The 19,601-nt window shown below is 38.8% G+C and carries 20 protein-coding genes and 3 pseudogenes; 13 read left to right on the top strand and 10 right to left on the bottom strand.

Going from position 1 to position 19,601, the window contains the following annotated elements; all coding sequences use genetic code 11:
- Nucleotides 1-15: 15 nt before the first annotated feature.
- Nucleotides 16-894, top strand: a complete 879-nt coding sequence (locus WIW89_RS09165) for a mechanosensitive ion channel family protein (protein WP_337720529.1) — start codon at nt 16-18, stop codon at nt 892-894.
- 33 nt (nt 895-927) lie between these two features.
- Here the strand turns inward: WIW89_RS09165 and WIW89_RS09160 are convergent, their stop codons facing one another.
- Nucleotides 928-1,893, bottom strand: a complete 966-nt coding sequence (locus tag WIW89_RS09160; RefSeq protein WP_337720528.1) for a CBS domain-containing protein — start codon at nt 1,891-1,893, stop codon at nt 928-930.
- A 659-nt stretch (nt 1,894-2,552) separates the two neighbouring features.
- Between WIW89_RS09160 and WIW89_RS09155 the strand changes: the two genes are divergently transcribed.
- Together WIW89_RS09155 and WIW89_RS09150 are read left to right on the top strand one after the other, a co-directional pair.
- The gene (locus tag WIW89_RS09155; RefSeq protein WP_337720527.1) at nt 2,553-3,542 is read left to right on the top strand and encodes a TRM11 family SAM-dependent methyltransferase; all 990 of its coding nucleotides are present in this window, start codon (nt 2,553-2,555) and stop codon (nt 3,540-3,542) included.
- A gap of 29 nt (nt 3,543-3,571) precedes the next feature.
- Complete coding sequence (locus WIW89_RS09150) at nt 3,572-3,706, top strand: hypothetical protein (RefSeq protein ID WP_337720526.1); 135 nt, start codon at nt 3,572-3,574, stop codon at nt 3,704-3,706.
- 176 nt (nt 3,707-3,882) lie between these two features.
- Here the strand turns inward: WIW89_RS09150 and WIW89_RS09145 are convergent, their stop codons facing one another.
- Together WIW89_RS09145 and WIW89_RS09140 are read right to left on the bottom strand one after the other, a co-directional pair.
- Nucleotides 3,883-4,356 (bottom strand): hypothetical protein, encoded by a 474-nt coding sequence (locus WIW89_RS09145; RefSeq protein WP_337720525.1) that lies wholly within the window; start codon nt 4,354-4,356, stop codon nt 3,883-3,885.
- Nucleotides 4,340-4,942 (bottom strand): molybdopterin-dependent oxidoreductase, encoded by a 603-nt coding sequence (locus tag WIW89_RS09140; protein WP_337720556.1) that lies wholly within the window; start codon nt 4,940-4,942, stop codon nt 4,340-4,342. Before WIW89_RS09140 ends, WIW89_RS09145 begins: the two co-directional genes overlap by 17 nt.
- A 566-nt stretch (nt 4,943-5,508) precedes the next feature.
- Between WIW89_RS09140 and WIW89_RS09135 the strand changes: the two are divergent.
- Nucleotides 5,509-5,738: pseudogene (locus tag WIW89_RS09135) on the top strand (hypothetical protein).
- A gap of 120 nt (nt 5,739-5,858) precedes the next feature.
- On the opposite strand, the gene WIW89_RS09130 reads toward WIW89_RS09135, so the two are convergent.
- Both WIW89_RS09130 and WIW89_RS09125 read right to left on the bottom strand, forming a co-directional pair.
- Nucleotides 5,859-6,380 carry an adenosylcobinamide amidohydrolase gene (locus WIW89_RS09130; protein WP_337720524.1) on the bottom strand — a complete coding sequence of 174 codons (522 nt, stop codon included), beginning with the start codon at nt 6,378-6,380 and terminating at the stop codon, nt 5,859-5,861.
- A gap of 104 nt (nt 6,381-6,484) precedes the next feature.
- Nucleotides 6,485-7,222, bottom strand: a complete 738-nt coding sequence (locus WIW89_RS09125) for a hypothetical protein (protein ID WP_337720523.1) — start codon at nt 7,220-7,222, stop codon at nt 6,485-6,487.
- A 477-nt stretch (nt 7,223-7,699) separates the two neighbouring features.
- On the opposite strand from WIW89_RS09125, the gene WIW89_RS09120 reads away from it, so the two are divergent.
- The 3 genes and pseudogenes from WIW89_RS09120 to WIW89_RS09110 form a co-directional block, all read left to right on the top strand.
- The gene (locus tag WIW89_RS09120; protein WP_337720521.1) at nt 7,700-7,948 is read left to right on the top strand and encodes a hypothetical protein; all 249 of its coding nucleotides are present in this window, start codon (nt 7,700-7,702) and stop codon (nt 7,946-7,948) included.
- Entirely contained in the window at nt 7,917-8,318 is a 402-nt protein-coding gene (locus WIW89_RS09115) for a type II toxin-antitoxin system VapC family toxin (protein ID WP_337720520.1), read from the top strand. Before WIW89_RS09120 ends, WIW89_RS09115 begins: the two co-directional genes overlap by 32 nt.
- Nucleotides 8,319-8,437: 119 nt before the next feature.
- Nucleotides 8,438-8,803: pseudogene (locus tag WIW89_RS09110) on the top strand (hypothetical protein); the annotation flags it as partial.
- Between the two features lie 87 nt (nt 8,804-8,890).
- Here WIW89_RS09110 and WIW89_RS09105 read toward each other — a convergent pair.
- From WIW89_RS09105 to WIW89_RS09085, 5 genes are all read right to left on the bottom strand, one after another.
- Nucleotides 8,891-9,271: a type II toxin-antitoxin system VapC family toxin gene (locus WIW89_RS09105; protein ID WP_337703385.1), complete on the bottom strand. Its 381-nt coding sequence runs from the start codon at nt 9,269-9,271 to the stop codon at nt 8,891-8,893.
- Nucleotides 9,237-9,476: an antitoxin VapB family protein gene (locus WIW89_RS09100; RefSeq protein WP_337720519.1), complete on the bottom strand. Its 240-nt coding sequence runs from the start codon at nt 9,474-9,476 to the stop codon at nt 9,237-9,239. The genes WIW89_RS09105 and WIW89_RS09100 overlap by 35 nt, the downstream gene beginning before the upstream one ends.
- A gap of 431 nt (nt 9,477-9,907) precedes the next feature.
- Nucleotides 9,908-12,166, bottom strand: a complete 2,259-nt coding sequence (locus WIW89_RS09095) for a hypothetical protein (protein ID WP_337720518.1) — start codon at nt 12,164-12,166, stop codon at nt 9,908-9,910.
- Nucleotides 12,167-12,463: 297 nt separating this feature from the next.
- Nucleotides 12,464-13,813, bottom strand: coding sequence for an ATP-binding protein (locus tag WIW89_RS09090; RefSeq protein ID WP_337720517.1), 1,350 nt, complete (start codon nt 13,811-13,813; stop codon nt 12,464-12,466).
- Nucleotides 13,810-14,388: a hypothetical protein gene (locus tag WIW89_RS09085; RefSeq protein ID WP_337720516.1), complete on the bottom strand. Its 579-nt coding sequence runs from the start codon at nt 14,386-14,388 to the stop codon at nt 13,810-13,812. The genes WIW89_RS09090 and WIW89_RS09085 overlap by 4 nt, the downstream gene beginning before the upstream one ends.
- A gap of 603 nt (nt 14,389-14,991) precedes the next feature.
- Between WIW89_RS09085 and WIW89_RS09080 the strand changes: the two genes are divergently transcribed.
- The 6 genes and pseudogenes from WIW89_RS09080 to WIW89_RS09055 all read left to right on the top strand — a co-directional run bounded on the left by WIW89_RS09080 (nt 14,992) and on the right by WIW89_RS09055 (nt 19,308).
- A complete protein-coding gene (locus WIW89_RS09080) occupies nt 14,992-15,297 on the top strand; it encodes a Rieske (2Fe-2S) protein (protein WP_337720515.1) in 306 nt (101 codons plus the stop codon).
- A 14-nt stretch (nt 15,298-15,311) separates the two neighbouring features.
- Nucleotides 15,312-16,100: a hypothetical protein gene (locus tag WIW89_RS09075; RefSeq protein WP_337720514.1), complete on the top strand. Its 789-nt coding sequence runs from the start codon at nt 15,312-15,314 to the stop codon at nt 16,098-16,100.
- Between the two features lie 46 nt (nt 16,101-16,146).
- Nucleotides 16,147-17,253, top strand: coding sequence for a hypothetical protein (locus WIW89_RS09070; protein ID WP_337720513.1), 1,107 nt, complete (start codon nt 16,147-16,149; stop codon nt 17,251-17,253).
- A 309-nt stretch (nt 17,254-17,562) separates the two neighbouring features.
- A pseudogene (locus tag WIW89_RS09065) lies at nt 17,563-18,674 on the top strand (transposase).
- A gap of 10 nt (nt 18,675-18,684) precedes the next feature.
- Nucleotides 18,685-18,843 (top strand): hypothetical protein, encoded by a 159-nt coding sequence (locus tag WIW89_RS09060; protein ID WP_337720512.1) that lies wholly within the window; start codon nt 18,685-18,687, stop codon nt 18,841-18,843.
- Between the two features lie 201 nt (nt 18,844-19,044).
- The gene (locus WIW89_RS09055) at nt 19,045-19,308 is read left to right on the top strand and encodes a type II toxin-antitoxin system RelE family toxin (protein ID WP_443295511.1); all 264 of its coding nucleotides are present in this window, start codon (nt 19,045-19,047) and stop codon (nt 19,306-19,308) included.
- Nucleotides 19,309-19,601: the final 293 nt, after the last annotated feature.

Below are 19,601 nucleotides of genomic sequence, written 5' to 3'. Positions count from 1 at the left end.
GAAAAATTATGAGACATGGCATTTTACAAGAAATTTCTCATAGGTATACTTCTTGTCGTCGTTCTTTTCGCCGTAAATTACGTTATGTCTTTGTTCGTATCAAACTCACAACTCCTTTTGCTGGTTAAGGTAGCTAGTGTGGTAATAAGCGGGTTATACTTCCTAATAATTATCACGGACGGTTTAAGGGATATATTGAAGGGGAAGGGTAACGTATCGATCGTGGTTCCTAATGTAGTGAAGTATTTAGGTTACATCGTGATTTTCATAGTAGCTTTCTCGATTTTCGGAGTAACCTCAGCAGAGGCGATTGCAGGTGGAACCTTCGCCGGTCTAGTAATAGGTCTAGCGTTACAACCCGTGTTACAGAACTTCTTCGCCGGATTACTGATCATGGGTACTGGTTACATCTCAATCGGAGATCACGTGAGAATAATGAGTACTAAAATTACCTATACACCAGTCCTCTTTCCCCAATACAAGTACTTCTCAAGGGACTTCATCGAACAAGGGATTGAAGGGGATGTGGTGGAGATAGACTTGTTCTTTTCGCGTATATTGCTAGAGAATGGTAGGGAGATTAGGATACCCAATTACATTTTACTGGAATCAAGTGTTATCGATTACACTTCAAAGTACAGCAAGGATTTCGTGATTAGTATCAGGGTCGAATTTCCCCTATATAAAGTGGACTTAGAAAGGATAGAACAACAAATAGTTGAGGTTTTAAAAGGTTACGAAATCATAGAGGGACCGTTTCTGAGCGAACAGAGCGATAAGGAGCACGTGATTCTTTCCCTGAAGATAAGGGCTAACGTAACTGAGTGGAAGAAGGTTAAATCTGAAGTACTGAAACGCCTTCTGATACTCAGAAAGAGAATAGTAGAAAGTTAAGGAGTGAAACGATAAACAAAGCTGATGGAAAAATCATATAACTTCACTTTCAATTAAAGTCATAGTCTCCTTGACCCCGGACAAGCTAGCTATAGAGTTAAGTACTGTAGTAGCGACAAGATCAGGATCTTCAACGTCGATAGTTATGAGTAAGTCGTAGGGTCCGTAAACTACTGCAACATCATAAACCCTAGGCATCGCCATTAGTGTTGCTGCGATTCCCCTTATCTTGCTACTTTCAGCCTTAACCAACACATGAGCTCTAACCATACTGGCGTACGTCCTCACGAGATCCCACTCGGTGACGATGCCCCTCAAGTTAGGGGCTTTTGGCTCTCCATCGAAGAGTAACACCGACCCTACATTCTTCATGGTTATCAAGTTCGCTACATCCGCCACCGTAGCATCTTCGTCAGCGTAAACCAATTGCTGTTTACCTATTAAATCTCCCAGCTTATTACTCATAGCGTTCTCATTTAACGCTTTAAGTACGTCCCTTAGCGATACAACTCCTATGATGTCAGAACCAGAGATCACGGGTATGTGGGATATCCCTAAAGAAACCATTAGTTTTGCTGCATCAGTAACAAGTGAGTCGGAGTTCAATGTTAGCACGTTGCTACTCCCTATAGCCATTGCGGGAATGTTTACTCTAGGAATAATCTTAGCTAAGTCACGTTCAGTAACTATTCCCTGACCTTTCACAATTAGAGAGCCTATTCCGAGCCTTACCATGAGTTTTGCAGCTTCCCTAAATGACGTCTCGGGGTCTACACTAATTGCAGGTTTCGCTATATCCGAGAGTTTTTCTTCGGTCCAGTTCTGTTTGCCTAAGGCTTCCTTGATCACAGTTCTGGCTGAGATAACTCCTATTATGTTCCCTGCGACTGTTACAGGTACTCTCCTTACACCTGTGGTAATCATTAGACTTACGGCATCTTTTAGAGTTGAATTAACGTCTAATGTCTTTAAGTTTGTGGACATTATTGTCTTTAACATTTCAAATAATAGTTGTATTTCTAAGTTAAATGTATTTTATTCAAATGTTTTCTAAGAAGACGTTAAATATGTTAATTATTGCTTGGTAACGAAAAATTGACTATGACAGGTAAAAATGTAATGTATAAATAAAAACGTTTTTAAAATGATTATAATGATAAATAATATCTTCTAAGAGCTCAGTAATAAGTAGAGGTGATTGTAGGCATAATAATACATGATTCATTGTCGTAGATTAGACAATGGGCAAACATATTCAAACTTTTAAATACCTAGCCGTTGCCAACAGTTTCAGATAAACCGTGAATTTTATGTCATTTGATATTATTTAACATTCTTAGCTCTTCTCATGAGAGTTTATAAATTTTGTAGTTACGTACTATCATTAGAAGAGAGCCCTACAGTGAACTCGATGAGCAATGTGAGGGGGAGGATGGGTTCGATGAGGCTCCCTATGTCCTTGAAGGAAGTGGTTTAACTACCGCAGACGGCATGGAAAGGGAAATAAGGGGAATGAGAACGAGAGATTGAATACAAATTCATGAAACATCGATGAAAGTCCGACCCCTAAACAGGGAAATACCTTACGTGTAGACTCTCCTCGTGTTTTCTCTTTTTCAGACGACTAATATAAAAATCTCCTCTCTACACATGTTCTTGTGAAAAAAGTCACATTCGACGACTACCTTAAATTCCTTAATTCACATGACAAAGTCGAGTTTGGAGAGAACGCCATACATTTAGACCCTATTAAGGTGGATAGGCTAAAGCCTGAAGAAGATGAGCTTACAAACATCTCGACTACTGTGTGGAGTTTCCCGAAAAGAGGTAGTTGGGCTACTCATAAAGGGGACTACCGGGGAAATTTCGCTCCTCAAATACCCAGAGCAGTAATTTTGAAGTACACCGATGTGGGTGATATAGTCCTTGACCCGATGGTAGGCAGTGGTACTACGTGTGTAGAAGCTAAGCTCTTGGGTAGGAACTGTATCTCTGTAGATGTAAACATAAACGCAGTAATGCTAACGTTACACAGGCTTTACTGGCTCGAAAAGTACTTAGACGAATGCAAGGACTTTCTGGAAGAAGTCAGTTGTGAGGACATAAGAAAGGCTAAAGTAGACGTGTACATAGGAGATGCTAGAAAACTGACAGAACTGAATGACGAGAGTGTTGACTTAGTAGTGACTCATCCCCCTTACTTTAACATAATAGATTATACTAGCGGGATTAATGGGGACTTGTCTTCATATACCAAGCTGGAAAACTATATCTCGGCTCTAAAAGAAATCGGTGAGGAGATATACAGAGTGTTGAAAAAGGAAAAACAGTTCGCCGTCCTGTTGGGAGACACTAGGATAAAAAAACATTACGTGCCGATTACGTCGTACGCCTTACTAACTCTTCTTCAAGTAGGCTTCGTATTGAGGGAGGAAGTAATCAAAATACAGCATAAAATGAAGACAACGAGAGAGGTATGGAGAAAAGGTAAAAGGGACTTTCTGTTGATATACCATGAGAAATTATATATCTTCGATAAGACTGAAGAAGTCAAAAAATATAAGTATAGTTCGGGTGAAATGGTAAGAACACTTTTTTACCAGAGCGAAAACAATAAGACATTGTTTAGCTCATCTTCTGACTTCTGAAGAATCTATAAGATACATGCTGAGAATTCATGACATTAGATATTATAAATGGTAGGAAAGTAGTTAACCCGATCATTACGGCTGAAAATAACTATTCACTATGCTCCTCTTCCATAAAGCATCTAGAGATCAATGAAAGTGACAAGGTTTATTCCCATTTCTAAGCTGAAAATCAGGAAGCAATCTTTAGTTAATGGTGGCTAGTGTTGTCATTAGTATATTGTTTGAAGCCCCATACGAGAAGGTGAATATAACGATTATCATAGTGAGACATGGTAACATTGTCCTCTTCATTAGAAGTATTAGAGTGTAAATAGTAGAATATAATCAGAAGAATTTGTTATAAAAGTAGCACATACATGTAGATTGCTATAGCGTATAGTGTGATCATTATTGTGGGTATTACGAATTCGTAAATTAATATATTTTTTACTCCTCTCCTCAATAACATTGAGCCTAAGCCAGAAGCTGAATGAAGGATGAAGAAGAACGTTAAAGGTCCTATCAGAAGTATGTGGAACTGCAAACTGTTACCCCTATTTAACAGGCCAAGAGTCAAGTCTGAGATCAAAGTGGAGGTCTGAGGACCAGCTCCGAAACCTGTTATACCCTCAAGAAGTGCTAATACTAACAGGAACCAGGCAGTTAACCTCTGAAATGACGGGGTGTAGATAGAATCTTTAAGGTTAGGACTAAAAGCTTTTCTTGACGCCGCTATCATTATGAGTCCGGGTAAAGCTAAGGGGAGAAAATAAGGTGCTGTAGACGTTATCAACGTACCTAATAATAACGTTAATTTACTTCCTTGCAACATCTGGATACCCCCTTGACTCCCAATAACCAAGATAGTTCTCATCCGTAACATGAATTCTCACTAACCACTTAGTGTAGCAGTACCCCCACCAACGTGGTACAACCATTCTTACTGGGTAGCCGTGAAGTTCTGGTAGTGGTTTCCCATCTACCATATATGCTACAACGGTATCATCTTCCATTGCCTTGTATAAAGGTAAGTCCGCTGTATACCCGTCAGCTCCGAAAGTTACTACTTTAATTGCATTAGGCTTAACACCAGCTTCATTTAGAATATACTTTAATGGAACCCCAGTCCACTCCACGTTAGCTTGTAAGAAATAAGAGTTAGAAACACATTGAATAGTATCTTTTACTGAAATTGACGGCATATTCATTAGATCCTCATATGTTAATTGTAAAGGATTTTCAACTTGTCCATCAACTGTTAGAATATAATTAGATCTGGATAAGGTAGGAGTGTAGTTACTATACTGTACTACATACCATGCTGAGAATGGAGTTAAGGATTTATTCGTATGAGAAATTAAAATATCACTTGTCCCTAATTTCCATATAGCTATGAGCGAAGTAGCAGCTAACATCATTTTAAGGAAATTTCTTCTACTCGATATCGAAGGCACAAGTCATTAGAATGCATAACCCAAAAAAAGCTTTTACCAAAATTCATGACGTAAACTCGACGTAGGGCTTATTAAGAGAATTAACAATAAAGATTTAGATATTACAAAGAAAGGGGTTAAGGGGGCGGAAAGCCTTGCCAAGGGGATGGATAGCCCCTTGTTTAAATACTTCTTTGCCAAAATTTCTCTTAGTAATGCTAATGACGCTCTTTATATAAAACATGTTAGTCAGATCTGGGTAATACAGATCTGACTGGGGTGTAGGCCGTGACGCTCCTTGGGCTTAAAGCTTGCCGGGGAGCTTGGCCGCCTCCAACTCGGACCGGAAGTTGGGCAAAAAGCCCGAATAAAACATAAGGGTGAGTGTAATTGGAGGCACCCAGTTCAGGAATAGATGTATCAAAAGATAAATTAATTGTACTATAGTAAGCAGTTTAACATTAGTGAGTAAAGCGGGTTTCATGGCGTAAGTAGTGTGGACTATGCTCAATTTTTAGGAAAAGTTTTTATACCAGAAGCTCCCCAGCTTAATGGGACTGTGGGAGGAGCAACCCTTATCTCCTTCCTTCAAGGGACTAGAGCTCGGCAATGAAAGTCCCCCTTTCAAGTGGGAGTGGATCTCTGATCCACCCGACTGCCCACCATATGTAATCCCGAATCAATAGTGGGAACGATGAGATTGGAACCTTCGCCCTTCCAAGGCAGAGAGGAAGTCAGTCTCTCACAAAACATGTTTTCTAACTTGAATACCATTATCTAACTTCCCGTATTTTGTTCCATTGGGCTATTATATCAAATACTAAAATGATAAAATTCAGTATGTATTGTAAATCTAAGTGGCGGTCATCTGACTTAAGATTTTATCTCTCACGTGGAGGAGTTATAATAATTCTCTCAACGTATTTCTAACGTCCTTGGCAACGCTCTTACCGAGGGGCGTTCCAGGGCCCGCGAAAAACTCCTTCCCAGGTAGGGCTCCTACAGCGACTGCGTCGCTTACAGTCCCCGTCAGGTTAAGATGTCTTAATGCTCCGCTCTTGGCTTCTGTAACAGTCCTGACCAAGTCCACTAAGCCGTTTACCGAAAGAGGATAGTTCACGAAAGCTCCTATGTTGATGGTACACCCTGCGTCCTCACCGCTCTTATCGATTCCAGCTGAAATGAATAACTCTCCCCACTCCCTCTTTTCAAAGCGGAATTTCCTCGCAGCAGTCATAAAAACCACTGCCTCCCTTTCCTTTACCTTGTCAACGTCTTCAAAGGCGTTTTTACAGTAGTCTTTGCTTACAATGATTAGCTTGATTTTTCTGACGTGGGATAATCCTTCAGGGTATAAAGCCGAAGTAAGGGTGAGGTATGTCCTTGGAAGGAGGAACTCGTGAAACTCGAGTTCAGTCGACATTAAAAACTCATTGACCCACTAATAAATTAGCTTTTCATCAAATGTAGTCTCTTAATTCCCTTTAGTTGTCTTTATGGTTGCGTTTTTAAAAAAAAAAAGACAAGCTAACTCGACTTTACGAAGACTTCAGAATAGGGCAAATATACCATACGTGGAACATAAACTACCTTAACTTTTATCCACTGTACCCCGTTATAGATTTCTATTGAGGTAGTAGGAGGTATGTATCCTTTGACCAGTATTACTCCATTATAAGTACCAGAAGCGCTACTCAACACGTAGGTTGTTATGTTGTTTATAATAATCTTTAACGGTGGTTGAGGTAGGACTATCAGTGAATAAGATCCGTTAGTATATATTATATCGCCGGTATAGGCGTTTAAGGTAAACCCGAAGTTAAGCGTGATTCCGGTACCATTTACGACCAGATTATATTTCCCTGGGGAAAAAGGCAGGCCATTATGATCTATTAACGGAAGTAAGGTCACGTTTGAAGTTATGTTAAAAGTATTACACAAACTCATACTATCGTTTGATAAATAGTATAAATAAGCTTTCGCTGGAATTTCATTTGCTAGTATAGTGAGGAAATATGTATCGTTACGGAGTACTAGAACTGCTGTAGCTACTGAGGTGGTGTAACTCGTTGTCTTTACAGTTGTCGAGTTTGTGTAAACCATATGCACGGCGGTGGTGGATGAATTCGTAGTATTCAAAATCAATGTATTTGTTTGACTTCCTGGTAATTTACTTGGCTTACCTCCGTGGTGATTAAGGAATAAAAAGGCTAGGATTATCACTATTACGACGGCTATTATTATGATCAATAACTTTTTGTTCATAGTTGATAGATTTGAGAGAAATAGAGTTAAAAGCGGTTTGGTGTGAAAAAGGGGTCGACTTTTACTGAGGTTTCATTAACTCGTATTCAACCTCTCGTCCTCATTCCCCTTGTCCAGCTCCCCATGCCTAGGAAGAGAAGGATACCGTACTTATCAACCTAGAAATTATAGCAAATTTCTTCCTCCCGTAGAGGTCGCCAAGAAATGATAAAATGAGGGAAACGAAAGAACCTACTAAAACTCCTAAAGAAAGTAATTCTCCAATTTCTAAAGCAGACAACCTAAAGAGAGAAGATAAAGTGAAATAATTGTTGAATTACTATCCATTATCAATCCTGACAACGAGGATGAAAGTATAAGCAAGAATTCTTCTTTTCTCACGCGTATCTATTTAGCTAGACCTTTTTATTGTTAATCTCTAAACCTGCTTGTATATAAGCAGTTTCTAAAAACCTCTACCTAATGCTTAAATATCTGGTGGAAAAAGTAGAAAATATGGAAAGCATAAAAATAAAGCCAGAAACTAAGAAGAAGCTCACGGAAATTGCCGGAATGCTTGAGAAAAAGACCGGCAAGAGAGTATCCTATGACGACGTTATAAACTATTTAATTGAGAAGAGGTTTAAGGATAGGAAAACTGCTGAAAAATTATTTGGAATAGCTAAAGGAGTGAATTTATACGAGGAACTCTTAAATGGACGTAAAGAAGACGAAAATAGTTCTTGATTCTGGAGTTATCTTATCGTTTCTTGAAGGAGAATTTCGAGATTATTATGAAAAGATATTGAATGAAGAGATTATACCCTACGTCAACACTGTTAATCTTACAGAAGTATATTATGTACTTTGTAGAAAAATAGGAAAAGAAAAAGCAGAAGAGATAATCAAGAGTATAATAAAATCCGGATATTATGAAATAATAGGTGTTAAACCTATAATTTTAAAATATGCTGCAGAATGCAAATGTGCATATTCAATTTCATTAGCTGACTGTTTTAGTATAGCTACTGCTAAATTCCTTAAAACCAAGGCATTATTTAGGAGAGAAGAAGAGCTTGCAAAGAAAAGCATAGAAGAGGTAAAATTTATTGACTGAGTAGTGAGAAGCAATAAGCTATCAGGATACAGAAATTTCAACGTCGTAGATTATGTAAACCTTGAATAATAGTAATAGAGATAAAATTGATGCCACATATATCCCTCTTATAAAACCTTCCGGGTTTTCCTAAAGGGAAAGCTAGGGCTTTACGTTTGAACGCTCTATCACAAGCCCTTAATTTCCTATCGAGGATTGGTGTTGATTATGTAGTTTTTGAGGACTTGTTCTTAGTGAAGAAGACGAAGTTCACTAGGAGTGAGAGCGGTAATAGGAAGGTTTCACGTTTCGCTAAGAGGCAAATGTTAATTCACGGTGTTATTAAAGCACTTAGGTTGGGTTTCAACGTTGTGTTAGTTAATCCTAAGGGTACTACAAATTCTGAGGATCACGACAAGGTGATGAGAGAGAAGGGATTCGACAAGCACACAGCCTCTGCTTACTTAATAGCATTAAAGGGATTAGGAATGTTAAATAATATCAAATGGCGTAAAATTCACGGTTTATCTGAAACTGTTGTCAATAACAAATCGATGAGAGGGAATCATAGACCTCCCAAGGTAAAGAGGGAGTCAGTTAACAAGGACTAATAGGTTTAATTCATTAAATTCTTCTTTAATTTTTAAGAAGTCAGAATCTTTAGTCACCAAAGTTAAGCCCTTATTAATAGCCTGAGCGGAAATCAATATGTCGAAACTTCCTATTAGCTTACCCTTATCTTTTAACCTCTTATAAATTCTCGAACCAATTACTGAATCCCTTTTAGTGGGATTCAGGATCTTAAATGCCGATAAGAAATCAAGAATTTTACTTTCTTCAATCTTACCTAATAAAACCTCAAAGACTGTTAGAGAACTCACGTAAAAATCCTCAGCCTTAAAAATAACTTCCTTTACCTTTTCATTCCCCTTTAAATACTCAATGATAGCTGAGCTTTCTACTAATACTTTCATCGTTTTTCTCCCTCATCTCCTTAATCTTCTTTATTAATTCTTCAGCATCTTCCTTACTCAGTATACCGAAATATCTTTCTAACCTTTTCTTCCTTAAACTTAAGGATTCCTCGATTAACTCTTCAATTACATCACTAAAACTTTTATCACCTTTTATTTCAACTAACTTCTTGTACACCTCATCCTTTATCATTATCGTCTTCATATATCATATATACATGCTATAGGAAAATAAACTTTAATGAATAACAGAGTCAAAGGGCTATATCTGTTATATTAGAGCGTGTATTATAGTGTCTATTTATTTTGTTCTGACTTCTTCCCTGCCTTGAAGGGTGAAGCTTTTTGCTTCCTTAACCCTCAAATTTATAAATTCAGAGATACTTGCCAACACGAGTAGATCATTATGAAAGTCGGGAATTGGACCTATTGAGGATAGATCGTAGCTATTAACAGATACTCACATTGCGGTTGTTAATAATGACTGTGCTATGCATCAAAAATTTCTTTGGTCTATAAAGGGTTGAAAAGATCTTTTGTAGCACGTGATAATCATTATTTAGTGTTCATAAGGATAATGTGAAGAGTATAAAAAGTTAAATGAATTATATATATATACATACACAAACAAAAAAGTTACTTTCTTCTAATAATAATTAAGGCAACTACTATTGAAACTAACAGTATAACGATGATAACCACTAACGGAAGTAAGTTCGGTGTTGAAGTCGTAGTAACGACGGGTGGAGGGACTACTACACTACCTTGTGTACCCGTCGTTGGGGTAAAGCTTGTAGTTGTCGAAGTTGTAGTTATTGAGGGAGAACTGTTTGTTGTTGAAGTACTTGTAGTTGTCGAAGTGTTGTAACTTGTAGTCACTGATGTAGTATTCGTCGATATTGCTGTCGTAATAGTTTCGGCTTTGTTCACGTGGATTAGGAATGTCATTTCTGGGTCGTTGTATACTATAGTCAAGTTGTAAACCCCTGGTTTAGTAAAGTTGAATGTCAGTTCGCTTACCTCACTACCGTTAAGGTAGGCAGTGTAATTCGAAACCCTTAAGCTAATACTAATTTCCTCTCCTTGAGTGGCATTAAAGGAATAAATTCCTTGAGCTATCTGAGTTACATTTACTCTAGACCCGTTGACTGTTACATTAAAGCTAACCGGCTTCAAATAAATTACTAAACTCCCGTTAGAGTTGACGAACAGCGTAGTAGTATTCGGTAAGTAACCGTTAGCCTCAGCCGTTATCTTTAAACTTCCAGACGCGGTAAGTGATAAGCCGTTTAAGCCTACTTTAAACTCCTCACCGTTAATGAACACAAGCCCTTGTATCGGTACACCGTTTGTCGATAATAATATTACTCTTAAGCTGTATTCAGGGACGACCACTTTGACTGGAATAAGGGATAATTGGCTTATATTCAAACCGTAAATTGTCTCGTTAAAAGTATATGCTATGTTATTGTAAAACAGTGTGTAGCCCCCTTTAGCTATGAACAAACCGTAAGGTAGCCCGCTTTGGTTAAGTACTAAGTAGGATGTATTACCCAAGGGTAGTAAGGCGTAACTAGTATTAAGTACTTGAGCATTTCCGCTAGATGCAGTGAAATTGTAAAAGTAACTCACCGTGCTACCGTTATTGTATATTATCTCATTTGTCCCGTTGTTAAATGATACTTCAATGTAGTTCTCAAAACCCAAGTTACCTATCACGTAGATTTTATTATGAGTAGCGAGCAGAATTTGTCCTCCTTCGGTCTCTAGATAATAAGTCCCGTTCTGATAACCAAGAAAATATCCGTAATTACCACCGACTACAAGAGTTGCTGGGAAGATTGGGAGTCGTACTTCTCCTTTCGGCGTTATTACGTATTGTGAGAGTATCTTAAGGCTGTTATTAACGATCTCAAATGTCGTGTTATAATTATAGAGGTTAACCGTTTTTGTTGGGGTTATCATGTAGAAAACATTATTAAATATCAAGTAGGGGTGGTAAAGTATTGTAGAGTTTATAAATGAAACCTTACCGTTACCTATAGCAACATAAGTTATATTTTCTGCCTGGATTACGTTATTTGCTTCAGACTGTTGCATAGTCATATTTCCGATTATTAGTTGCTCTAATCCGATTTCGGCAACACAGAGTGTATTATTTACTAATCTCTGAGGTATGACCTCAGTGACCGTAGTACTCATTAACCTCAAATTATATTCACCATTTAGGCTGTAAAGTAACTCCTCTCCTATTATTGGCATTTCTACGGTTACCTTAGTATTATTAATTATGGTTGTGTATTCTTTCACGGATGATAGTGCTGTAATTTCAATAAAATATATCCCGAATTTTTGAAATATTGAGGCAGTGACCACCGCATGTAAGATAAAGTAGGGCAGAAGCTGAAATATCTGTGAAGGGTAGAATATCTGGGTAGAGAATAATGTTAGATTAGTAGAATAAACTTGTCTAACTCCGTTATCACTTATCGAGTACACAGTAACGTAAGAGTTTTCGTAAAGCGTGTTTGACGTGTTAAATAACGAAACCCAGTGTATTAGAAGTTCATTACCATCTAGTTGTATTGTAATTAACGGTGAATTGTTGACTAAAAAGATGTTCGGAATGTTTTGTGTAAATAATAGTTGATATGATGATAAGTTAGTGTAAAATATACTGACGTTTAGGTTGGCGGTTAAATTGACATTATTATTTAAGAATGTTACTCCTAAAACACTATTAACTCTATAACCGGCTATCAAAAAGCCGTGGTTAAACGGTGTTACGTTGACTACATCAAACGGTTCTGGGATTGGGATTATAAAAGCTGATAATATCGGATAAAGTGACGGGAGTATTAAGAGAGTTATGAGCCCGAGTTTAACCCATTTCAACTTTTATCACAGCTTAATCTTAAGAGAGTCTTTTTTATGGGTTTCTATGAGGTTTAATCATTAAGACATTGAGTTTCGTTTAAATCTTCATGTGTCAAAATTTCGATCCTAAATGGAATGCTTATTATTTTGAAGTATGAGCCTCTATATACTCGGAGGCCTAACACCAGCTACAAGGAGAAAATTTTTACGTAATATATATAAACAACAATATATTATTCCTTGTCTCATTCATTTTTAATTCCTATAACGTTTCTTTGCGACTCTATATTCCTTATTCTCTTTATTTCCTGATTCTCATGTAGTTAACTCGCTTAGCATTCTCTTTATGAAGTTATCCCTAGTCTCTTTATCTCCATTAACGATCTTATAGATAGTCTTATTATCAACAAGGATTACTTTGAATTTCGGAAGGTTAACGTTATTCACGTTTGTCACTATAAACTTAACAACCTTTATGTTACCGTCCTTATCGAAATCCTCTAATTTCTTTATATTCTTAATATTACCTTCTTCTAACGTCTCCATATTACTCAGCTTAATGTCGCCTATAAACTCCATGTTGTTCCATATAAAGAAAATATCGACCCTTACGTGTCTTTCCTTAATTTCCTTACCCTTATCATGGACATAAGTGATTTTATAAATATCCTTAAGCTCCAAAAGCCCCTCCCTAATAGCCTTCTCCAGCTTCACGGATACCTCATTAATGTCCTCTATATTCCAACTATCTTTTACGTTGTCTTTCACACACTCCAATACCCTATAGGCTTCTTTACACTTCTCCAGAGCAATTTTAACGGTATCCCTAGCGATGTCAAGGAGTTTATTAACAGTGTCAGCGTCCCTTATATCTTTTAAGTTTATCAACTCTTCAGCTAAATCTGGGCAGTATGCTTTAAGAATATCTAGCTTGTCCTCATTATTCAGCTTTAGCTCGACCTTAATTTCACTTAACCTCCTTTTTAAAGCTCTATCCTTTATTTCATTGAACACATCAGTAGTCATTGTAACAGCGATTGGGATTCTGCTCTCGTTTATTATTTTATGCAGTTCTTGGAGGTGTCCATCTAACGCTTTGATTTCGTCCACGAGAAGTCCTATTTTCCCGATCTTAGCTAAATCATTGAGGAACTGTATAAACCCGTCAACGTTAGTTTCATAACTCATGCAATAGAGCCTTTCCGCGTATCCAAGTCTCTCGTCCCATTTTCTTTTATCGCATACGTGTTTCAACCAATTTCTGAACTCCTTACTTATCCTAGCCCAGCCGGTATAACCTATATTCTCCTTATTACTTTCCAATATACTGTAGGCTACTCCCTTTACTTTTTCATAAAGGCTAGTGTTACCTTCATAAGGATTTCTCATATGCTTCCAAGCTACTGTGGAAAGGGAATCGGAATTTACTAATTCAAGGTCAATTATGAAAACTTTTTCACTTAGATCCTTTTTAATAGCCTTTAATATCGTAGTTTTTCCCATCCCGGGCTCTCCAACTATTGTTATTACGACGTCTTTTCCAGTAACTATGTAGTCCTCTATTAGCTTTACAGTCTCAACCCATATTTTGCCCGCAATTTTTACTTCGGTGTCATTGTATTTGACTACAGTATACTCTTGGAAATTACAGTTCGTAACTTTCACCTCTTCTTCCTTATTATCCCATATAGTATACCTCCCTTCACAATCCCCTCCTTACCGCCGCTGTGTAGTTCATAATTTTGTATGATATAGTCACGGAACTTATCCATGAATTGCTCTATAGTCATCCCTAACTGCTCCCTGATGTCTCTAATTGACGCAAGCCCCAAGTCGTCTTTAACAAAATCATAAACACGGTCGAAATCAGCAATAGTTTTTGGCTTACCGAAATACTCTTCGAAAAGCTTTCTAATATCATTATAATACTCTTCATAAACTTCCCTCACAGCCTCACCGACAACTTTTTTCAAGTCCTTAAAATCACCGCTTTCGAGAGTTGTTACTTCTTCTTTTTTTCCATCACCTAAGGTATAATACTTAGCCTTACCTCGAGTTCTGCTTAACTTAATTACACCCTCTTTCAAGAGCTCGTCGAGTATATTATCCAACTCCTTTAAAACACTTCTTTTATTCTTCATGCCAAGAAATTCGGCTAACGTAGTCTTAGCAAACTCCTTTTTCTTATCTCCACCGGTGTATTTCGTTATAATATTTATTACATCATCTTTAGTAACCATACTCAAATAATTTCCAGACAAATATATAAACTTTTATAATGAAAGTAATTCTTTTCTGGGTTGCTTCAAGATTATAATACGTAAAGAAGGTTATGCGGTTAGTTACTAATGATGGAAGATGTTAAAACCACAAGGTTTAAAGTAGAGCTTGTACCTGTTGATAAAACCCCATTTCTTTAGACAAGTAATCTTCTGGTCCACTCGACTGCTCATCAAATGGCAACAGAATTGATAGTGGGAAAGATTATTTAGAAGGCAACATTTCTTACTTCCATGACGAGGAGACGTCAATGTGACTATGCGATACCCAGAATAGAACCTATTCTCGTAGACGGCACCGCTCACATTAACCACTTATAAGGGGGCTTACTAAAAGGTGGGATGTGTCCCCGCTTAGAGAGTACACTATAATCAAGCTAGTAAAATTAAACAAAACAAGGATGTAATAAGGAGAGACAAAAGACAGTGTTGTCTGTATAAAGTATTAGGCATCATATAAAAAAGATATTAGATAAAGCTGAAGTCTACGTACTCACTGTGATTTGATACGTGATACAATAAGGGATAATCTAAACCTTTTTACCTAGTCTCGTATTTATTTGTATGGTCGAAATCATAACCATCGACGGTTATCCAGTACTGGTTTACGAAAAAGACGGTGTTAAATATTATTGGTTAGCCGGTTGTCCCCACAAAAAGAGACCGTTAAGTGAAGGGAAAGTGTTGGAAGACAAGATAGAGTGCCCTTTTCACCACGCGGTATTCAGCTTGATCACCGGGGAGGTGGTGAAAGAGCCCCAGTCTAAAACTCCCTGCGTGAACTGCAAATTGATAAAGGTGACTTTCGAGGGAGGGAGAGCAAAATTTGAAGGAGAACCGTTCATCCCTGAACTGCCCGGAAAGAAATAGCCTTGTGATCACTTATGGTGAAGAAACACTCATTGACTGAGTACTCCGCCAAAATACCTAAACTTGGGAAAAGTGACTATTACGTCGTCGTACTGATATTCAGGGGTGAGGAGACGAAGAACTTCCCTAAGCTGAAAAGGCATTCAATACTAAAGAGGTATTGGTCTAAGGACTTCCTTGAGGCGGTGAGTGAGGCAATGGCAGTTAAGGAATGCGCTAACCTCACTGTAGACGGAAAGCCATTGCCTAAACAAAATGTCAAAGTAATGTACTACCTTAATCCAATAGACTTTCTTAAACTTTCCTACCTCGTGTCAACAGCTTTTATTCAGGAAAAGATGAATACAGTCCTTGCCTCCCTCAGGAAGGGTGATTTAAGAGGGGCAGAAAGTGTGTTATTAAGAGGTGACGTCTTTTCACTCGCCTTCTCTAACATGGCTAAGGCTGTAAAGAAACATGTGATAATGGTAGACGTAGACACTAAGGATATGGAGTTCTTATCACTTTTAGAAGGAATCCCGGTGAGGTTTGTAATAGAGACGCAACACGGATATCATCTACATGTTTATATTGAGGACGTTAAAGATAACGAGACCTTGAAAAAGCTCTATTCAATAAACGAAGCTTTTTCGAGGAAGGACTCCTTCAAAAGGCTTTTCGGTGAAAAGTTATTGGTCAAGTGGAAGGAGAGTCTAATAGAAGTTAAAGGGACTAATCCATTAGAATATGTCCCCACGGATGACTACCCGGTTTATGAGCTGGAGAGTAGAGACGTCAGGGAGTTCGTAGAGTTTAGGAGTTAACATGCTACACAAAATAATTTAATCTGTTAACACACCTTTCTAAGCAATGCAAGAGGCTTATGAGGACGTCTGTAGGAGTTTGCCTAAACTTTGTCCCAGGCTAGTTCCCGCTCCTTTATGGAGTTACACCCTAGCGGGGTTTGCTAGGTTAAATCCTTACATAGCTTTGGCTATATGTGATGAATGTGAGGACATCGTGAGGAGGTTAAACTATTTCTGGTTCGGACAAAAAGAAGACCGTTGTGAAGTTTGCGGAGAGAAGGGAAAGGAAGTAGATGAGGACTGGAGATATTATATAGAGGGTAATAAGGGAATAGCAGTGTTGGAAGGTCTTAGGACTCTCTGTGATAAGTGTCATGTAGCAAAACACCAAGGATATGCAGGTATAAAACACCAAGCTAAAGAAGCTCAAATTCACCTTGCTAAGGTGAACGGGGTGGAAGACGTGGAACCGTTGGTAAAGAAGTCCTTCATGATCCACATGAGGCTCAATGCTGTAACGGATTGGGAGTTTAGGTTGGACGCAATTGAAGAACCGTTGAGGTCGATGTTTGAGAAGTTACTAAACACCGCTTATAAGAGGGGTCTCAGGTATGAAGGAGGGTGGTTATTTTATACAAGTAAAAAAGCTTGGGAATTGGAGTTGAGATCGCTGAGGGTCAGTAAGGAAGTAGTGGAAAAGGGAGGCGACCTACTCACTTTGGCCGTTTCCTCCCTAAGCGGAATTAAAGTTCTTGAAAAAGAATTTAAAGAATTCCTTGATATGATCTCGGATAAGCTAAAATTGGCGTCTCTAGTTCAAGATGAGGAATTTTTGACTTACTCCTTAGGCGAGAGTCTGTCTGGTAAGTGGATGGTTTTTGTGCGAAAGGAAATATATCCCCGCTTTTTCTCGGTACTCGTTGACAGTTTGAGTGAGTTGGGTTATAAGGCAAAGATTACGAACAGAATTGAAAACGTGGAGTTACCGGTAATAGTCTACATACCTTCAGCTCTTGACTTCGATCTGGTCAGGGAGGTCAAAGATGTGATTAAAAAGATAATGAGAGAGTTTGACGTAGAAAAACCGATCTTCTTTAAACCCGATATATTCTCTGCAAACAACATTTACAGTGGTAGGTCTGATATTAGACCGTATATTTTTGTAGCCTAACGGTCTATAGAGTTAATCAGAGGTGAGATGAGGACTGTATGAGAAGAGTATATACGCTTTGAAAATTAGTGTAAGATTTTAACTCCTCGTTATTATACACATATGAAAATTTATTTGTTAAACCATTACTAAAATTCAGCCTGAACTCCCCTAGTTGATTACAAAAAGGGGGCCTCGCCTCTGGTAGGGTGTAACGTCAATAGCCCTCTTTTGATCAGTTCCAGCAGTTATGGGAATCTTAGGGAGGTAATACCAAGAAGCCGGTATTAGCGAGAAGTTTTTAATTTTAGACGTCTTCCTGCTGAAAAGATGACAAACCGGAAGGGAAAAGTCGAACTGGCTAAGGAGAGGCTGGTCAAGGCGGTCAACCAAGTTCTGGGCATAGTGAGGAGGAACGGGAGGAGCAGGAAAGTCGGGTTGGCGCTAGTCCTCATGACCCTGCTAGGTGGTAGGGCCAGCGTGAAGAATGTTGCCGAGACGTTCGGGTTGGACTACGCAAACCTGCTGGAGGCGTTGGGAGAACTCGAAGACGCGTGGAAGGACTACTTAAAGGTCCTGTCGGGGCTGGTGAAGGGTGAGGTTGTTGTCATCATAGACGACACCGTGGACCACAAGGAGTACTCCAGAGGAAAGGACGTGAGCCCCCACGGAAACTACTGGATCTACTGCCACGCCCACGGGAGGTTCGAGAGAGGTGTGCAGCTCCTCACGGTCGCCATAGTAGACCTCTCCACGGGCAGGGCGTTCATGGTGGGAGCCTTCCCCTACGCCGTGAGGAAGATGTTGGATTTGGGGATGGTCACCGAGTTCAAGACCAAGATCGACTTGGCCAGGGAGATGTTAGACGTGCTCAAGGGGTACTTCCGCGTGTCCAAGGTAGTCTTCGACTCGTAGTACTGGTCAGAGAAGCTCGTGACGGACAACGTGGTGTCTGAGCTCAAGTCCAACCGGAGGCTCCTCAGGGTCGAGTCGGTCCGGGGGACCCTCGAGGAGGTGGAGGGACACCTCCGAGTGGGGGACCTACCACCCGGAGTCTACTACGCCGACCTAACCCTAGGAGACCGAGTGATTACGGTAAAATTGCTAGTCCAAGAATATAAAGGTGACTCCGGGACACACGTCAGGTACCTCTACACGACCGATCTCTCGCTCAGTGAGGAGGAGATCGAGGAGGCTTGGAGGATGAGGTGGGAGATCGAGGAGCTCCACAGGGACGTCAAGGCCTTGGGACTGGAGGACTCCTCGTTCTGGAGGAGAGAGAGAGGCTTCAGGGTTACCTCACGATCTTCACCATCATGATCAACGTCGTCAGGGAGCTGATAGGGGCTCTTAACCTGAGGAGCGTGGAGGCGTTCCTCAGGTTCGTTGAACGTTATTTAGGTGGACCGTCGGGGCTGATGAAAATCTTTAAGTTACGTTAAAGTCCCATAAGTGCTTTCTTTAAATGACGAAGAACTTGATGAGTTCATCATGATACTCAAGGAGTTTGTTAAAAATGTAGAGGAAAAACGAAAAATGAGCCAGATTCAAGAACTTGTGAACTCAATGTCTGATGAAGAGAAACAAAAATTAAGAGAGTTACTGAGTTAGCCGGGGGATGCTAATGTTGTTTGTAGCAATACAACTACATATTTATCATTACAACTATTATCATTATCATTATCATTACAACTATTATTTCTAACGAGATAATATACGAAAAGAGATAGAAAAAGATTTTTAAATACATTTTCTAAATCTTTTAATGTGGTTTGCGAGAGGTGGACTTTCAGATTTTTAGTTAAAAATGAGATGGATAGAAAAGAGTTCATAGGATGGTTAAAAAGGAATTTCCCTCAATCGAAACTTCTAAGGCTTATTCTTGAAAAATTAGAGTTAATGAATGAGGATCCATTCAAGTACGCTAGGGAGAAACTCGGAACAGATAAATACGGGAACCCAATGTTCTCCATTGAGGTTACTGGAGATATAAGGATACTTTACAGCGTTGATTCAAAAAACTGTATAGTATTCATTTGGGAGATTGGGTCTCATAAGAAGGTCTACGGACGTTAGCCTTTTCTTCTTCTTCAATTTCTTTAATGGCCTCCTCAAATACTTCCCTTACTTCACTAAAGTCACTGAATTCAACAAAAGTGTCTTCCCCTTTCTTCACAGTCTTCATATATATAAACTTCTCACAGAGGTTATTAAAATAATGTGCTAATAGAGTTTCTTCTTATCGAATTGAGTGTGGACAACAATTTTGTTAATTTAATATAATTTTATTCAACAATCTTTTCTCGTTCTGTAAGAAATTGTTTTCGCGTAATACTATTTAAGGGTGAGCACGGGGTTTTTATCTTGGT

Source organism: Stygiolobus sp. CP850M (assembly GCF_037389425.1).
GTDB lineage: Archaea > Thermoproteota > Thermoprotei_A > Sulfolobales > Sulfolobaceae > Stygiolobus.
Note: the sequence above shows the minus strand (reverse complement) of the source record. Positions and strands in the feature narration are given on the sequence as shown.

Excerpts from the sequence above, each read along its gene's own strand:
- WIW89_RS09165 (WP_337720529.1), top strand. The coding sequence starts at position 16 with ATGGCATTTTACAAGAAATTTCTCATAGGTATACTTCTTGTCGTCGTT.
- WIW89_RS09160 (WP_337720528.1), bottom strand. The coding sequence starts at position 1,893 with ATGTTAAAGACAATAATGTCCACAAACTTAAAGACATTAGACGTTAAT.
- WIW89_RS09150 (WP_337720526.1), top strand. The coding sequence starts at position 3,572 with ATGACATTAGATATTATAAATGGTAGGAAAGTAGTTAACCCGATCATT.
- WIW89_RS09145 (WP_337720525.1), bottom strand. The coding sequence starts at position 4,356 with ATGTTGCAAGGAAGTAAATTAACGTTATTATTAGGTACGTTGATAACG.
- WIW89_RS09140 (WP_337720556.1), bottom strand. The coding sequence starts at position 4,942 with ATGATGTTAGCTGCTACTTCGCTCATAGCTATATGGAAATTAGGGACA.
- WIW89_RS09130 (WP_337720524.1), bottom strand. The coding sequence starts at position 6,380 with ATGTCGACTGAACTCGAGTTTCACGAGTTCCTCCTTCCAAGGACATAC.
- WIW89_RS09125 (WP_337720523.1), bottom strand. The coding sequence starts at position 7,222 with ATGAACAAAAAGTTATTGATCATAATAATAGCCGTCGTAATAGTGATA.
- WIW89_RS09115 (WP_337720520.1), top strand. The coding sequence starts at position 7,917 with ATGGACGTAAAGAAGACGAAAATAGTTCTTGATTCTGGAGTTATCTTA.
- WIW89_RS09105 (WP_337703385.1), bottom strand. The coding sequence starts at position 9,271 with ATGAAAGTATTAGTAGAAAGCTCAGCTATCATTGAGTATTTAAAGGGG.
- WIW89_RS09100 (WP_337720519.1), bottom strand. The coding sequence starts at position 9,476 with ATGAAGACGATAATGATAAAGGATGAGGTGTACAAGAAGTTAGTTGAA.
- WIW89_RS09085 (WP_337720516.1), bottom strand. The coding sequence starts at position 14,388 with ATGGTTACTAAAGATGATGTAATAAATATTATAACGAAATACACCGGT.
- WIW89_RS09080 (WP_337720515.1), top strand. The coding sequence starts at position 14,992 with ATGGTCGAAATCATAACCATCGACGGTTATCCAGTACTGGTTTACGAA.
- WIW89_RS09075 (WP_337720514.1), top strand. The coding sequence starts at position 15,312 with ATGGTGAAGAAACACTCATTGACTGAGTACTCCGCCAAAATACCTAAA.
- WIW89_RS09070 (WP_337720513.1), top strand. The coding sequence starts at position 16,147 with ATGCAAGAGGCTTATGAGGACGTCTGTAGGAGTTTGCCTAAACTTTGT.
- WIW89_RS09055 (WP_443295511.1), top strand. The coding sequence starts at position 19,045 with ATGGATAGAAAAGAGTTCATAGGATGGTTAAAAAGGAATTTCCCTCAA.